Genomic DNA, 14,935 nt, shown 5'->3' with positions numbered 1-14,935 from the left:
AATCAAGGTCGGTTCTGGGGTTTATTTTTTGATGGGCAAGGCAATTCTTAGTCTATCGTAATTTCCAACTTCAGCTATAAAATTCTCAAAGGCTTCGTAGTCTTCCGCTGGATAAAGCCCATCATTTAAAACGAATTTCCTACGGTAGTTTAGTTTTCCATCTGCTAATTTGAGCTCTGCAAAATAACTTCCAAACTTGCTATCTAATTGCATCGTTTTGGGCAAAATGACTGGCAATATTTGCTTTCCGAAATTAAAGCTGATTTGGTCGTCATCAGTATAACCACGCTTAATTTCAAATGCTAACGATCTGTTTCTTACTGTTGAAACATTCCGTTTGATGTTGAACAAATTTGGTGAAAACGTTATCCTGTCATTATTTACGCTTGCGTAGGCAGCAGCTTCAAAGGTCAGTTTTTCTGTAAAGCGCTGTAAATCGGTATTTGCTTCCAATTCAACGGCTGTAAATTCTATATTGTTAATGTCATACAGGTATTTCAATTGTTTTTCACGCTCTAAAGGTGCTTTCTTGGTTAAAAAAAAGTGATTGTCAAATTGTGAGCCGCTGAATTCAGTTATCATGGTGCCATTAATGGTACCGTTGTCGGCCAACAGCAATTCTGCACTACGTATTTGGGTGCTTTTGCTCGTTTCGTACTTAGGGGTTTTCATGAGCTTGCCACCTTCCTTTGTACACGCTAAAACCCATCTATCGTCAGTAAACGAACCCAAATAACCAAATGGTGCGTCCTGACTGGTACATTCCAACCAAATATTTTCTCCTTTTAAAGGCACACATAAAATAATGTGATTTCCTTGTTCCATACTGGCAAAATTTTGGATTAAGTCAGTTTTGTCTTCGCCACCATCAACCACACAGTAATAAGATTCGATACCCACCGCGGCTAGTAAACTTTGCATATAATTCACCAAAGCTTTACAATCGCCATAACCTAGGCGGTCAACTTCAACCGCACTCATTGGCTTAAAGCCGCCGATACCAATTTGTACACTAATGTATCTGGTTTTTTGCTGAAAATACTCGTAGATTTTTTTAGCCTTTGCTTTGTCGCTAGCTTCATCCTTAACTAAATTTTTGATGAAATTAACAGTTGTAACAGGTAGCTCGCCTCCGTCTTTCAACAAATAGTCATAGGATATTTTACCAAGTTCGTTCCAGTTGGTATAACTGCCTTTAAAACTATAATAACTGAAATTTTTAGGCGCTATTTTTACTGAAGGAAAATAAGTTTCAGGATTAGCAGCATACGCTTCGTATTTAACTGCTTGAAGATTTTCTGCAATCCATTGCTTGCCATTTCTTTTGCCAACGGGCGTTTCATCTCTTAATCCCTTAAAATTCCGCTCCAGCACACGTATTTCGTCACCTGGATTGTAGGTGAACTGGTAAGAACTTTTTTCTACCGAGATATCAAAACCGGGCAAAGGCCTCCAATCGGGGATGATCAAGTTTTGTTTGTTTCTTATCTCGTATTGGTAAACGATGGTGTAAGGGTAAGAATTTACTTGCGGAATGTAGTATTTTACTCTACTATCTTCAAATAACGAGAAATCACTAACCGCACTTTCTTCCTTAAAATTGCTTAAGGAAAATCTACTGATTAACTTTCCAAACTCATCATAAATTTCGCCTTTGGCTGATTTGATTACCGTGTTTTTATCATAAAACAAAGCCAACTGACCATATTTATCACCATTTTTAGTGAGCACCGTAATGGCTTTATAATTGCTGAATAGCACATTATCCGTTGATTGCATATCTACCACTACTTTACTGTCTCTAATAACAGCGTGGGCTTTATTAGTAAGCTTGTAGCTGATGCTAGAAGCGGCAAAATTTTGCGCAAAACTTGCTGAATAGACTACAAAAACTAAGGAAAGTGGCGCTAATTTTTTAATCATTTGTTTTTAACTATAACAACGTCAGTCTTTTGACTCTGGATAATTTGATTATAAAACTCTTTTAAATAATGATATTCTTCTGAAGTATAAATTGCTTTATTCAACGTGAAAAGTTGATTTAAAGTGAACTCATTCTCATCCATAGCACTTTGTACAATATACCTGCCGCCTTGGTTGGGTAATGCCAGCGAGAAATCTTTCGGGCGTTCTTTCACTACCAAGCCTTTTGGTAATCCAATTTTAATTAAAATCCGCTCTTCCCTGGCTGCCCCTAAATCAACAGGGTAATTTCGCTCTTTCAACTTGAAAGGATTTTTTCGGATTGGGTAAATGAAGAAGGGATTAAATGTCATACCATTTTCTGCAGCGGCTCCAGTATTCAGTTCAATTTCGTATTCCTCGATCATTTCGTTTTCTACACTGTCGACATTGGAAATTTTAAAGTTTTTAATCCTGATGTTAGTTAAGCTTTCATCCAGCTTCTCCACGTATTCATCAATAGATGTGTATTTTTTAATTTCTTTTCTCGCATTTACTGCATCATATCCCATAGATACGTTAGTGAGTTTAGCGAATATTTTACCATTTTCGGAAACTTCGCCTACAAGTGTGTAGGTGGTAAAGCTCTTTCTCGAAGCTTTTAAATCTATCCAATAGGATGGTTTTCTCAAAGGAATTACTCTGCCCTGATCATTGATACATCTTAATGGCAACAAACCAAATGGCATTAAAGGATCTGTAGCATCTAGTAAATAACTTTCGTTGCCAATGTTAACTTTTGCAACAACGTAGTTAAAATCGCTGATGATAGGATACAATTTGTTGACAGTGCCATTGTCCCTAGTTGATAAAATTACGGCCTCAACATCAAAATCAGCAGCACCTAACGCAGCAATTAAACTTAAATTAATATCGGCTACATTTCCAGAACGTTTTTCGGTTACTTCTTTAACACTTGTTTCGCTGAATTTACCGTAATAACCATTCCATTTCAGCTGTTTTTTAATGTATTCGAAAATCTTTTTTGCTTTTTGCAGTTCTGTATCATTAGGAGTTACAATGCTAGTCAGCAGATTTTTAAACACCTCTTTGCGTTTCATCTGCCCGCCAAAGTCTTTACCACTGGCAAGTTCATAATCAATATCGCTCCACGATTTGGTATATTTCTGAATAGATCCATTGAGATAATAAACCTCTGAAAGCTCAAAATATATAGCGGCTTTATAGTTGGATGGAGCAGTCATGTAATCTTCTTCAATAAAGGCTGGTAAATCCTTCATCACATACGTTAATTTGGAACAATCCATATCTTTGCCTACTACACGTAAGCATGCGCTATTCAATTCGGCCTTTGTTTCGCTAAGCTTGTAAAAGCCTCTTAACGAAACATTGTACTTGTAATTTGCCGGAATATTGGCCACATAGGTACTCTTTAATTTTGGATATTGCGCCTGAAAGTTCCATGTTCTAAAATTAAACAAGTAAGGGCTTTCTATGGTATATTCATACTCAATAATTGATCCTTCCTTTAAATTGGGCAAGGTGAACTTTGCCAAGGTCAAATATTTTGATTTTTCTTCTTTAAAGATGGCCTTTTCATTCATCTGATCTTCCTTGATATCGCCATTTTCTAAGTTGAATGTAACCCCATGAATTTGCGAAATATACTCCGCTTGACTATTTCCGGTACCACTTTTATATAACGGCACTACCACATTAGCAATTTCAAATCCTTCCTTTTTAAAAATCTTAATTTTAGCATGATAAACGTGAAGCAATTTCATTTGTCCAGTTTCCGAATCGAATGAAAAACGTGTAGTGCCATATTCGTCCAAATAAACTGCATTGGCATTACTATCAATTTTTGTACGTTCGAAATTGAAATCGTCGTTTGTAGGTTTACCGAAATCAAATTCTTGACAAAATGAACTTAATGGGAATAGTAGAAGTAAGTACAGTAATCTGCGTTTCATTAGAGTGAGCTTAATAAGTTGCAATTTAAACTAAGCAATTCACTTATTGAAGTAATGTTTAAAATATTGTGTTGGATTGTCGTCAACGATTGATTTATCCCACGTCATCTCATTTAAAAAATATACTGACATGTATTAATTGAGAGCTTTTTTAAGTGAAAAGGAGGAATTACGATACTATTTTAGCAAATTTGGAACTTAGAAAAACCTTTATGAAATTAAATTTAAAACGCCCTCTTGCATTTTTCGACTTGGAGGCAACTGGAGTAAATGTTGGTGCGGATAGGATAGTGGAAATTGCGATACTTAAAGCAATGCCAAACGGTACTGAAGAAATGCTAGTTAAGCGAATTAATCCAGAAATTCCAATTCCTTTGATAACTTCTTTAATTCATGGTATTTATGACGAGGATGTTAAAAATGAACCCAAATTTGGTGATGTAGCGCAAGAGTTAGCAGATTTTATAGGCGATGCGGATTTGGCCGGATACAACTCCAACAAATTTGATATACCAATGCTTTTAGAGGAATTTTTACGTGTTGGAGTGGATTTGGATATGTCGGATAGAAAGTTTGTTGACGTACAGAATATATTTCACCAAATGGAGCAACGTACATTAAAAGCCGCGTATAAATTTTATTGCGATAAAGATTTGACTAACGCACACGCAGCTGAGGCGGATATTAGAGCTACATATGAGGTGCTTTTAGCGCAGTTGGATAAATATAAAGACGTAGAGTTTACAGACAAACAAGGGAAAGTTTCTGTTCCAGTAGTTAACGATGTTGATGCACTACACCTTTTCACCAATCTGAACAAGTCTGTAGATTATGCTGGTCGTATAGTTTTTAACGATAATGGCGAAGAATGTATCAATTTTGGAAAGCATAAAGGTAAAACCTTGGAGAGCATTTTTGACACGGAGCCAAGCTATTACGCCTGGATGATGCAAGGTGATTTCCCTTTGTTTACTAAAAAGAAGTTAGAAGAAATTTGGAAACGTTGGAACAAAAAGAAACAAGAACTAAAGCAATCTGTAGCTAGCCAAAATCAACCTCAAAGGAATCAACAACCAAAAAAGCAAGAACCTGCCAAGCCAGTTACCAATTATATGTTGGAGCAGCTTAAAATGAAATTTGGCAAATAAGTTCAAGTCAATTCTAGGTCTTAATTTAATATGATAAATTTCGAAAACAACTTAGCCTTTGCACAGGCTATGGACGCAGCCGATCCGTTAAAGGCCATGAGGGACGAGTATTTATTTCCTCAACAAAATGGACAGCCATTTATTTATTTATGTGGCAATTCACTAGGTTTACAGCCTAAAATAGCAAAAGAGGTTTTAAACGAACAACTAAACAACTGGCAAAATTTAGCTGTAGAAGGTTGGTTTGAAGGCGATAAACCTTGGATGTTTTATCATAAGGAGCTAAAAAAGTTAATGGCGCCAATAGTGGGAGCCAGCGAATTGGAAGTTTGCCCTATGAACACCTTAACTGTTAACTTACACCTGTTGATGGTGAGTTTTTACAGGCCCACACAAAAGCGCTTCAAAATTATCATGGAAGCAGGCGCTTTTCCTTCCGATCAATACGCCATTGAAAGTCAGGTGCGTTTTCATGGTTATGATCCTAAAGAAGCAATTATTGAAGTTGCGCCTAAAAGTGGCGCTTATACTTTAGCTACCGCTGATATTTTAGAAGCCATCCAAACTAATGGAGAAGAAATAGCTTTGGTGTTATTCGGCGGCATCAACTACTTTACAGGCCAATTATTTGATATGGAAGCCATTACGAAAACAGGTCATGAAGTAGGGGCAATTGTTGGTTTCGATTTGGCACACGCCGCAGGAAATGTACCTTTACAACTGCACGATTGGAATGTAGACTTCGCTTGTTGGTGTTCTTACAAATATCAAAATGCTGGCCCGGGTGGTATAAGTGGTGTTTTTGTACATCAAAAACATTTCGGCAATCAGGATATACCTCGATTTGCTGGTTGGTGGGGCTATCAAGAGAAAAATCGCTTTTTAATGGAAAAAGGTTTTGTTCCTGAGGCCGGTGCCGACGGATGGCAAGTAAGTTGTACACAAGTAATGCCAATGGCTTTATATCATGCATCTTTAAAACTGTTTGAAAAAATAGGATTTATGGAGCCGCTACGAAACAAAAGCAAAACGTTAACTGCCTATTTGTTTTACATCATTAACGAAGTGAATAACGAATTAGGAGAAGAGCAGTTCAAAATCATTACACCTCCTAACGAAAATGAACGGGGTGCGCAGGTATCCATTATCGCTAAGTCAAATGGCAAACAAATTTTCGATCACTTGGTTAAAAATAACGTACTAGGCGATTGGCGTGAACCAAACGTGATTCGATTGAGCCCGGTGCCAATGTATAATAGCTTTAAAGATGTGTTTAAAACAGGCGAATTACTTTTATCTGTTGGTAAATCTTTAAATAATGATTAACTACAATCCGAAAGAGTGGATCAATTTTATTTTTCGTTTTCACAAAGCTGACTCGTTTTACAAGCTTTGGAAATTGATGCTGAGCGTAGCGATTTTCTCCGGTATCATTGCCTACTTGGAGCTTAATTACGTTAAATTATCAGAAACTAGCTATATTAAAAACGTTGGTATGATGCACAGCCTTTTGGGTTTCGTGATATCCATGTTATTGGTTTTTCGTACTAATACCTCTTATGATAGATGGTGGGAAGGAAGACGTTTATTAGGGCAGTTGGTTAATGTAAGTCGCAATTTTGCTATCAGGTTAAACGCACTCAATTTAAGTAAAGAAGACAGGGAATTTTTCAAATACGCTATCCCGAAATATGCCTTTGCTTTAAAGGAACATTTGCGTGAAAAACAGTACTTTGGTAAAAACAGTATTCTAATCGAAATTGATGGAGGAAAGCACATTCCAAATCAGGTTGCTGTGAGTATTACCAATAAACTTTTTGATTTAAGTAAAGCTGGTAAAATTACTGGCGAACAACTAATTACGCTTAGCAACGATAGCACTCAATTTACCGACGTTTGTGGTGCTTGCGAAAGAATTAAGAATACACCAATACCTTACTCTTACAGTGCTTTTATCAAAAAATTCATCTTTGTGTACGTTATTACCCTACCGTTTGGATGGGTGTTTAGCTTAGGTTATTTTGTGGTTGGCATTGTTCCGTTTATTCTTTATGTGCTTGCCAGTTTGGAACTTATTGCCGAAGAAATTGAAAATCCTTTTGGCATGGACGCAAACGATTTGCCAGTTGATCAAATTTGCAACAATATTGAGAAACACGTAGGAGAGATTTTAGATTAAGCTATGCTTGTGCCATGATAAAGATTGCTTATCATCCCATTTACGCACATCCACTACCGGAGGGACATCGGTTCCCAATGCTGAAATATGAGCTTATTCCGGCACAATTATTACATGAAGGCACCATTGAGCAAAGCCATTTATTTGCTCCAGAACCTTTGGCTGAGCAATATATTGTAAGTACTCACGACGAAGCGTATTGGCAACAATTGAAACAGCTTACCTTACCTTATAAAGAGCAGCGGAGAATTGGCTTTCCGCTTGATGCACAGTTAGTAGAAAGGGAGATAAGGATAGCACAAGGCACTATTGACGGTGCAATTTTTGCACAGCAGCATGGTGTTGCGTTTAATGTTGCAGGAGGAACCCACCACGCAGGGAGCAATTGGGGTGAAGGTTTTTGCTTACTGAATGATCAGGCAATTGCTGCTAACTATTTATTAAATAATTATTTAGCATCTAGGATATTAATTATTGATTTAGATGTTCATCAAGGCAATGGCACCGCTGAAATTTTTCAAAAAGAAGATAGCGTATTTACTTTCTCCATGCATGGCGATAAGAATTTTCCTTTTAGAAAAGAACAATCTGATTTGGATATTGGCTTAGCTGATGGTGTTACTGACGATGAATTTCTTTCAATTTTAGATGAAAAACTGCCTCAACTCATCAAAAAACATCAACCAGATTTTGTATTTTATTTGGCGGGTGTAGATGTTTTGGCCAGTGATAAGTTAGGGAAGCTAGCATTAAGTAAACAAGCTTGCAAACAGCGAGATCAAATTGTATTTGAACATTGTTTGAAAAATCAATTACCCGTTCAGGTAAGTATGGGCGGTGGTTATTCGGAAGATATTAAGATCATAGTAGACGCTCACTGCAATACTTTTAGAACGGCATTTAGCTTGTACTAAAAAAGCAAAACAACAATGCTTATCTTCGTTGCGTGTTAGAAATTTTATATCAGGACGAGCATCTCATTGCAATCAATAAACCTCATGGCTTATTGGTGCACCGTTCTAAAATAGCAGATGATGCAAAGGAATTTGCTTTGCAATTATTAAGGGACCAAGTGGGTAGGCAGGTAAATCCAACGCACCGTTTGGATAGAAAAACCTCAGGGGTACTACTTTTTGCTTTCGATAAAAGTACTGAAATCGCTATGCAGAAGCAATTTCAGGAAGGCTTAGTGGATAAACACTACTTGGCAATTGTTAGGGGCTATACTCCACCAGAATTAGAAATTGATTATCCTTTGGCCAAAGAAAATGGCACTTTGCAGGACGCTCAAACCAAATTCGTCACTTTGCAGCAGGCAGAAATGCCATTTGCCATCGGAAAACATGAAACATCGAGGTATAGCTTAGTTAAAGCCAATCCAAAAACAGGTCGTATGCACCAGTTGCGTAAACATTTTGCCCATATTTTTCATCCAATAATTGGCGATAGGCCACATGGTTGTAACAAACAAAATCGCTATTTTAAGGAGCATTTAGAGATGAACACCATGATGTTACATGCGTTAACGCTCAGTTTTGTACATCCTGTTAGTTCACAAAAAATTACCATATCTGCTAGTTTACAACCAGAGTTTAAAAGAATGCTTGATTTGATGAATTTTACGCTTTAAAACAATTTTCTCTATTTATTGCTGTTATTAACCATATGCTGTCCAAATCCTATTTAACCATTATTTTATTTGCTAGTATTTTTTTTAGCAGCTGTTCGTCCATTTATATGCCAGGTGTTCCAAACACACCAATGCTTACTACCAAAGGCGAATTTGCCGGAGGTGCACACGTTTCGTTGAGAGGTAATGTAAATGTGAATAGTGCTTATGCCGTAAGTGACCACTTGGCAGCAATGGTAAATTTCGGTTTTTTGGATATTCAAAAAAAGCGGAAGGATATTGACCATCGGTATTTTGAAATTGCTGGCGGATATTTTAAAACCTTTGGACCAGATGACAATAGGATTTTAGAATTCTACGCAGGGATGGGAACCGCAAATAGCTTTCGTGTATTTAGAGATTTTGACGATGGGGTTTTAATAAGTAGTGACATTTATGATGCTAAGTATACCAAAACTTTTGTTCAAGCCAATTACACTTCAAAAAAAACCAGTAAAGTACGTTTGTTGGGGATTGATTTTGGGCTTAACTATGGTACTGCTTGGCGTTTGAGCTTCGTATCAACTAACGATTTTAAATTAAACGGTGTTCCCACGCCAAATGAGGATAACATATTCATTGAACCTGTTTTCTTCACCAGAATGGTACTGAGCGAACAATTTCAATTGCAATATACCAGTGGAAGTAACATCGGCTTACGCAATAGAAAATACCTTAATGCGGGGCACTCGGTGTTTAGCGTTGGAGCGGTAATTAATTTGGGACGAAAGCCTAAAAAATAATCTGATTAAAATGATGAGATATTTGTTCGCTTTGCTTTCGTCCTCGCTACTGGGTTATTGTAATGTACTAGCACAAACCTCTTTTCACAACGCTACTTCTCAAGTTGTGCTTTTGCCGGATAGCAGCGTTACACTCACGTTTGACGAGGGTAAAATTAGCAACAGTAAGCCTACCGAACTCATTATTTACGCTCTGCCCAACGGTAATACTACAGCACAAACCTTCGGTAAAAAGTTAAAACCTGGCGTTGACTGGCATTTCGACATCCAACATATTGGTGCACAAACTCAATTCATTAGGAAAAATGACACCACAAAAAATTACATTGTAGTTTATGCCGAAAATAACCTCAAAAGTTGGCCTTCTTGGCGAAAAAATCATCAAAATGCTGATAGTTTAATTGCCACGTTGATTAGCCAAATTCAGTTAAAGTATAAGACACTAACACCCAAAATAACCTTGTGCGCCCACAGCGGGGGTGGTAGTTTCATTTTCGGTTTCATTAATGCTTACAATAACATCCCTTCTTACATTAACCGCCTAGGTTTTTTGGATGCCAATTATGGTTACGAACCAGAAAAGCATCAAGCCAAATTAAAGCAATGGCTTAACAACAAAAACAATTCTTTACAAGTAATAGCTTATAATGACAGTGTAGTGGTGTTTAACGGCAAACCCCTGGTATCGCCAACTGGCGGCACTTGGTATAGAAGCAAATTGATGGCCAATGACCTACAAAAGCTTAAAAAAGAAGAAACAGCTACCTGCCTAAAATGGAGTAATAGCCGCAACAATGTAAGTTTGCTACTGCTTAAAAATCCAGAGGCAAAAATTTACCATACCGTTTTAGTCGAAAAAAATGGGTTCATCCACACGATTTTCAATGGAACGCCTTACGCTTCAAAAAACTATCAATTTTGGGCTGAAAGAGCATATGAAAGTTTTATTTTAGAGGAATGAAAAACGAGGCAGCAAAATTTCGCAAAATTATTCACGTGGATATGGATGCGTTTTATGCCTCGGTTGAACAACGTGATTTTCCGGAATTAAGAGGAAAACCTTTAGTAGTTGGGGGCTCTCCAGATGGAAGGGGTGGTGTTGTAGCAACAGCAAGTTACGAAGCGAGGGCGTACGGAATCCGCTCGGCAATGTCATCAAAAAAAGCACAGCAATTATGTCCCTATGCTATTTTCGTTTACCCAAGGTTCAGTGCCTACAAAGAAGTTTCTAAGCAAATTAGGGAAATTTTTAGCAGGTACACCGATTTAATTGAACCGCTTTCACTGGATGAAGCTTACTTGGATGTTACCCACGACAAACTGAATATAGGTTCTGCAATTACCATCGCTGAAGAAATTAAAAAAGCGATTAAAAACGAGTTGAATCTTACGGCCTCGGCAGGGGTTTCAATCAATAAATTTGTAGCTAAAATTGCTTCTGACATGAACAAGCCTGATGGTTTAACCTTTATAGGTCCATCTAAAATTGAACAGTTCATGGAAAAACTTCCAGTGGAAAAATTTCATGGCGTAGGAAAAGTAACCGCTGAGCGCATGAAAATGCAGCACATACGTAAAGGAAGCGACTTGAAAAAACTAAGTGAAGAGCGGTTAACTTTACTATTTGGCAAGTCCGGAAAGTTTTTCTACAATATCGTCCGTGGAATCGACAATCGTGCTGTTAAGCCTGATCGTGAAATTAAATCGGTAAGTTCTGAAGATACTTTTGGCTATGATTTGGATAAGGGCAGCGAGCTGAGCGAACGCTTGTTGCAAATCACACAGTCGGCTTTTAAAAGAGTTAAGCAATACCAACTTTACGGCAGAACATTAACGCTCAAAATTAAGTTTGCAGACTTTAAACAGATTACTAGGAGCATATCTTTTGAGCAGCCTATAACAGAGGAAGATGAAGCCTATAATGCTGCACAGGCACTGTTAGAAAATGCCGATTTTGAAGGCAAATTAGTGCGTTTAATTGGTGTAGGATTTTCTAATTTTCACGAGTCAAAATCAAGAAGCAAAATAGATGAACAACGTTTGTTATTTTGATAACTTAATTTCATCACAGTTTCATAAGCCAATTTTTAATTGAAACGTTGGCGAATTTATAGTTAAATTTGTGCATGGCAGAAGATTTAACAATTTTAAAAGAAGCTTCAAAAGAAGAACAATACCAATCTATTTTACCTCAAATACAAGCATTATTAACCGGCGAAACAGATCTAATTGCCAATTTGGCCAACGTTTGTGCAGCAATGAAAGAACAATTCAATTGGTTTTGGGTAGGCTTTTATCTTATTAAAGATGATGAATTAGTATTAGGCCCATTTCAAGGTCCAGTTGCTTGTACCCGTATAAAAAAAGGCAAAGGTGTGTGTGGCAGCAGTTGGGAGCAAGAACAAACACTAATTGTACCTAACGTAGATGAGTTTCCGGGGCACATTGCCTGTGCTTCTGCTTCTAAATCAGAAATTGTACTACCATTGTTTATGCGGGGCGAAATCATCGGTGTGTTAGATGTGGATAGTGAACATTTATCTCATTTTGATGAAATAGATGCTAAATATTTAACCGAAATTTTGAGGTTTTTGGATGTCTAAACTGCCTGCAGATTTCTATCTCCAAGAGGATGTGGTTAGCCTAGCTAAGCAGCTTTTGGGGAAAAGGCTTTTTACCAATATTAATGGTGAGCTAACTGGTGGAATCATTACTGAAACGGAAGCTTACGACGGCATAATTGATAAGGCCTGCCATGCTTACGGTGGTAAAAATACAAACCGAACTGCTACCATGTACTTGGCAGGTGGCGTTACTTATGTGTACCTATGTTATGGCATTCATCATTTGCTTAACGTAGTAAGCGGTAAAGAAGGAAATCCCCAGGCGATATTAATAAGAGGTATTGAGCCAACCACCGGTATAGATGTGATGTTAAAGCGAAGAAAAATGCAAAAACTTGCACCACGTATTACGGCAGGCCCCGGCGCATTAGCTCAAGCTTTGGGAATCGATAAGCAAATCAATGCTAAATTTTTAACAGCAGATGAAATTTGGATTGAGCAGGCAGCCGATGTGGATGAAGGCCAAATCGTTTCTACTACACGTATAGGTGTAGCTTATGCACAGGAACACGCACTTTGGCCATTCCGATTTTACATCAAGGGGAATCGTTTTGTGAGTAAACCCAATAATGGTTAATTAGCTATTGGATAGGTAGCATTGGCAATTACTCCTTCATCGCTCAGCAGTACATGCAGTACAGGATCTTTTAAAATATCAGCAAGTCTCACTTTTTTGCCATTTAAAATCGCGTCGTTCAACACTAATCTCACCCCGTGACTGTAATCAGCCCAGGTGTTGGTGTGTTTATTATAAACCGGTTGAATTGCTTTTCCATCTAATTTATGCCAACCATAAATGACCACTCTGGGCGTAGGTTGACCATATATTTTATTGGAAATAATGATGTCTTTTTTGTTTCCTGCAGTTAATTCAGATTGTAAATGCCTTTTCTTCAAGCTATCCAGCTGTTTAATTACGATATTGTTATGAGCTATAAAAACAGGAACTGTAGTCATCAGTTTACTTGGCGGAATAGGCTGAGGTGCCAATTTTATTAAAGCATTGGCATAAATATCGTCCACCATTTTTTTAGTTGGTAGCATTGCTTTGCTTAAATTGGCAATTTTTTGCGCTAACATTGGCGTAGTTGGTGTATAAAAGAAATCTTCATCGTTCCCAATAAGCAAATAATCTGGCGCAACTTGATAACTTAAATGATACAACTTCCCGTTGATGGTTTGCGTAACGTCAATTGTGGCTAACTTTCTAAAAAAATCAGGAACATTTCCGTTTTTAATTTCCTCAAAAATGATTTGTTCTCGTGCTTCAAGCGTTAAACTTGTATCAGCAATGCTTTTTGAAAATTGACTACCGCTTAATGCACTTGCATCACGTTTGGCAAATTTTAGCTGCTGCACTGTGCATGATAAGAAAGTGCCGCATAACATCATCAATAATACCTTTTTCATCATTGTTTCAAAAAATCAATGTTTCTTTTTAAACCACTAAATTTAGTTCTTTTCACTGCCGAATTTTTGAATACCTTCCTAAACACATCTTCGGTTAAGTCGGTCCATTCGCTTGTACTGAGCCCAAGTAAATTTTCTTTGGGTTCAAATTGTTGCTCTTGATGTGGTGTCGAAAATCTATTCCAAGGGCATACATCTTGGCAAACATCGCAACCGAACATCCAGTTATCCATTTTTCCTTTAAATTCAGCTGGAATTTCGTTTTTCAGCTCAATGGTAAGGTACGAAATGCACTTACTCCCGTCAACTACGTATGGCGCAACTATCGCATCGGTAGGGCAGGCATCAATACAACGAGTGCAAGATCCACAATGATCCGTAGGGAAGGGGTTGTCATAAGCCAAATCCAGATCAATAATCAGCTCCGCTAAAAAAAAGAAAGAGCCAACTTGCTTGCTAATTAAGTTTGAATTTTTGCCACGCCAACCTAAACCCGCTTTTTCAGCCCAAGCTTTATCCATCACCGGGGCAGAGTCAACAAAGCAACGGCCGCTAACTTCGCCAATATTTTCACGAATGTAAGCCATCAATTCCTGTAATTTTTCCTTAATTACGTGATGATAATCCGTGCCGTAAGCATATTTGGAAATTTTAGGTGCCTGCGGGTCAAGTTGCTGTTGACCGGTATAATAATTTAGTGTTAAGGAAACGACAGACTTGGCATCATCAACCAATAATCTGGGGTCAAGTCGTTTATCGAAATGGTTTTCCATGTAGGCCATTTCTCCATGATGATTATTTTTCAGCCAATGCTCTAATCTAGGCGCTTCTTTTTCTAAAAAATCTGCCTTAGCAATACCACAGCTCATAAAGCCTAAGCGTAGCGCTTCTTGCTTAATCATTTGGCTGTACTGTACTTGCTTGTTTAACATTGCACTGCAAAGATAATAGCAATTAGCCCAAAAAACCTTTTAATAGCTTTATTGTTTAAGTAGTAAGATTAAAATATTACCAACAACTAAATTAAAACTTAAGATTATGGAAAATCAAGCAGAAAATATAAACGATCAAAATAAACATGTTACTCATGAAGTAGAGCATGATTACGACGCCCATAAACAAAACCCAAAACCAGCACCAACGGTAAATGAACCCGATAATGGCGGTGCTGGTCAGGCAATGAAATGGATTATTCCAATTGTGGTAGTGGTGTTGCTTATCATCTGGTTTTTCTTCTTCAGAAATAATGTTACCAAATAATTGACA

15 protein-coding genes are annotated in these 14,935 nt (G+C 37.6%); 11 read left to right on the top strand and 4 right to left on the bottom strand.

The window, feature by feature from the left end:
• Positions 1-21 precede the first annotated feature (21 nt).
• On the bottom strand, positions 22-1,923 hold the full coding sequence (locus tag DUT68_RS01855) for a DUF3857 domain-containing protein (protein WP_113635199.1): 1,902 nt from the start codon (positions 1,921-1,923) through the stop codon (positions 22-24).
• Positions 1,920-3,896: a DUF3857 domain-containing protein gene (locus tag DUT68_RS01850; protein ID WP_113635198.1), complete on the bottom strand. Its 1,977-nt coding sequence runs from the start codon at positions 3,894-3,896 to the stop codon at positions 1,920-1,922. The genes DUT68_RS01855 and DUT68_RS01850 overlap by 4 nt, the downstream gene beginning before the upstream one ends.
• Before the next feature lie 212 nt (positions 3,897-4,108).
• Between DUT68_RS01850 and DUT68_RS01845 the strand changes: the two genes are divergently transcribed.
• The 10 genes from DUT68_RS01845 to DUT68_RS01800 all read left to right on the top strand — a co-directional run bounded on the left by DUT68_RS01845 (position 4,109) and on the right by DUT68_RS01800 (position 12,836).
• Positions 4,109-5,044: a 3'-5' exonuclease gene (locus DUT68_RS01845; RefSeq protein ID WP_113635196.1), complete on the top strand. Its 936-nt coding sequence runs from the start codon at positions 4,109-4,111 to the stop codon at positions 5,042-5,044.
• A 30-nt stretch (positions 5,045-5,074) separates the two neighbouring features.
• Complete coding sequence (gene kynU, locus DUT68_RS01840; RefSeq protein ID WP_113635195.1) at positions 5,075-6,370, top strand: kynureninase; 1,296 nt, start codon at positions 5,075-5,077, stop codon at positions 6,368-6,370.
• Positions 6,363-7,223 (top strand): bestrophin family protein, encoded by an 861-nt coding sequence (locus tag DUT68_RS01835; RefSeq protein WP_113635193.1) that lies wholly within the window; start codon positions 6,363-6,365, stop codon positions 7,221-7,223. The genes kynU and DUT68_RS01835 overlap by 8 nt, the downstream gene beginning before the upstream one ends.
• Before the next feature lie 14 nt (positions 7,224-7,237).
• Positions 7,238-8,137, top strand: a complete 900-nt coding sequence (locus DUT68_RS01830; protein ID WP_113635191.1) for a histone deacetylase family protein — start codon at positions 7,238-7,240, stop codon at positions 8,135-8,137.
• 32 nt (positions 8,138-8,169) lie between these two features.
• The gene (locus DUT68_RS01825; protein WP_113635190.1) at positions 8,170-8,853 is read left to right on the top strand and encodes a pseudouridine synthase; all 684 of its coding nucleotides are present in this window, start codon (positions 8,170-8,172) and stop codon (positions 8,851-8,853) included.
• 35 nt (positions 8,854-8,888) lie between these two features.
• A complete protein-coding gene (locus DUT68_RS01820) occupies positions 8,889-9,635 on the top strand; it encodes a hypothetical protein (protein ID WP_113635188.1) in 747 nt (248 codons plus the stop codon).
• 10 nt (positions 9,636-9,645) lie between these two features.
• Positions 9,646-10,596 carry a hypothetical protein gene (locus DUT68_RS01815; RefSeq protein ID WP_157960754.1) on the top strand — a complete coding sequence of 317 codons (951 nt, stop codon included), beginning with the start codon at positions 9,646-9,648 and terminating at the stop codon, positions 10,594-10,596.
• On the top strand, positions 10,593-11,687 hold the full coding sequence (dinB, locus tag DUT68_RS01810; protein WP_113635185.1) for a DNA polymerase IV: 1,095 nt from the start codon (positions 10,593-10,595) through the stop codon (positions 11,685-11,687). The genes DUT68_RS01815 and dinB overlap by 4 nt, the downstream gene beginning before the upstream one ends.
• A 74-nt stretch (positions 11,688-11,761) precedes the next feature.
• On the top strand, positions 11,762-12,238 hold the full coding sequence (locus tag DUT68_RS01805; protein ID WP_113635183.1) for a GAF domain-containing protein: 477 nt from the start codon (positions 11,762-11,764) through the stop codon (positions 12,236-12,238).
• Positions 12,231-12,836, top strand: coding sequence for a DNA-3-methyladenine glycosylase (locus DUT68_RS01800; protein ID WP_113635181.1), 606 nt, complete (start codon positions 12,231-12,233; stop codon positions 12,834-12,836). The genes DUT68_RS01805 and DUT68_RS01800 overlap by 8 nt, the downstream gene beginning before the upstream one ends.
• On the opposite strand, the gene DUT68_RS01795 is transcribed toward DUT68_RS01800, so the two are convergent.
• Both DUT68_RS01795 and queG read right to left on the bottom strand, forming a co-directional pair.
• Positions 12,833-13,672, bottom strand: a complete 840-nt coding sequence (locus DUT68_RS01795; protein ID WP_113635180.1) for a hypothetical protein — start codon at positions 13,670-13,672, stop codon at positions 12,833-12,835. The genes DUT68_RS01800 and DUT68_RS01795 overlap by 4 nt on opposite strands.
• Entirely contained in the window at positions 13,669-14,601 is a 933-nt protein-coding gene (gene queG, locus DUT68_RS01790) for a tRNA epoxyqueuosine(34) reductase QueG (RefSeq protein ID WP_113635178.1), read from the bottom strand. The genes DUT68_RS01795 and queG overlap by 4 nt, the downstream gene beginning before the upstream one ends.
• A gap of 106 nt (positions 14,602-14,707) precedes the next feature.
• Here queG and DUT68_RS01785 point away from each other — a divergent pair, with 106 nt between their 5' ends.
• Positions 14,708-14,929 carry a hypothetical protein gene (locus DUT68_RS01785; protein ID WP_113635176.1) on the top strand — a complete coding sequence of 74 codons (222 nt, stop codon included), beginning with the start codon at positions 14,708-14,710 and terminating at the stop codon, positions 14,927-14,929.
• Positions 14,930-14,935: the final 6 nt, after the last annotated feature.

This window comes from Pedobacter zeaxanthinifaciens (assembly GCF_003313335.1).
In the GTDB taxonomy this organism is placed as follows: domain Bacteria; phylum Bacteroidota; class Bacteroidia; order Sphingobacteriales; family Sphingobacteriaceae; genus Pedobacter; species Pedobacter zeaxanthinifaciens.
This window is presented reverse-complemented; position numbering and strand designations above follow the sequence as displayed.

Bases quoted from the DNA above. Each gene is read 5' to 3' on its own strand.
- DUT68_RS01855 (WP_113635199.1), bottom strand. From the start codon at position 1,923: ATGATTAAAAAATTAGCGCCACTTTCCTTAGTTTTTGTAGTCTATTCA.
- DUT68_RS01850 (WP_113635198.1), bottom strand. From the start codon at position 3,896: ATGAAACGCAGATTACTGTACTTACTTCTACTATTCCCATTAAGTTCA.
- DUT68_RS01845 (WP_113635196.1), top strand. From the start codon at position 4,109: ATGAAATTAAATTTAAAACGCCCTCTTGCATTTTTCGACTTGGAGGCA.
- kynU (WP_113635195.1), top strand. From the start codon at position 5,075: ATGATAAATTTCGAAAACAACTTAGCCTTTGCACAGGCTATGGACGCA.
- DUT68_RS01835 (WP_113635193.1), top strand. From the start codon at position 6,363: ATGATTAACTACAATCCGAAAGAGTGGATCAATTTTATTTTTCGTTTT.
- DUT68_RS01830 (WP_113635191.1), top strand. From the start codon at position 7,238: ATGATAAAGATTGCTTATCATCCCATTTACGCACATCCACTACCGGAG.
- DUT68_RS01820 (WP_113635188.1), top strand. From the start codon at position 8,889: ATGCTGTCCAAATCCTATTTAACCATTATTTTATTTGCTAGTATTTTT.
- DUT68_RS01815 (WP_157960754.1), top strand. From the start codon at position 9,646: ATGATGAGATATTTGTTCGCTTTGCTTTCGTCCTCGCTACTGGGTTAT.
- dinB (WP_113635185.1), top strand. From the start codon at position 10,593: ATGAAAAACGAGGCAGCAAAATTTCGCAAAATTATTCACGTGGATATG.
- DUT68_RS01805 (WP_113635183.1), top strand. From the start codon at position 11,762: ATGGCAGAAGATTTAACAATTTTAAAAGAAGCTTCAAAAGAAGAACAA.
- DUT68_RS01800 (WP_113635181.1), top strand. From the start codon at position 12,231: ATGTCTAAACTGCCTGCAGATTTCTATCTCCAAGAGGATGTGGTTAGC.
- DUT68_RS01795 (WP_113635180.1), bottom strand. From the start codon at position 13,672: ATGATGAAAAAGGTATTATTGATGATGTTATGCGGCACTTTCTTATCA.
- queG (WP_113635178.1), bottom strand. From the start codon at position 14,601: ATGTTAAACAAGCAAGTACAGTACAGCCAAATGATTAAGCAAGAAGCG.
- DUT68_RS01785 (WP_113635176.1), top strand. From the start codon at position 14,708: ATGGAAAATCAAGCAGAAAATATAAACGATCAAAATAAACATGTTACT.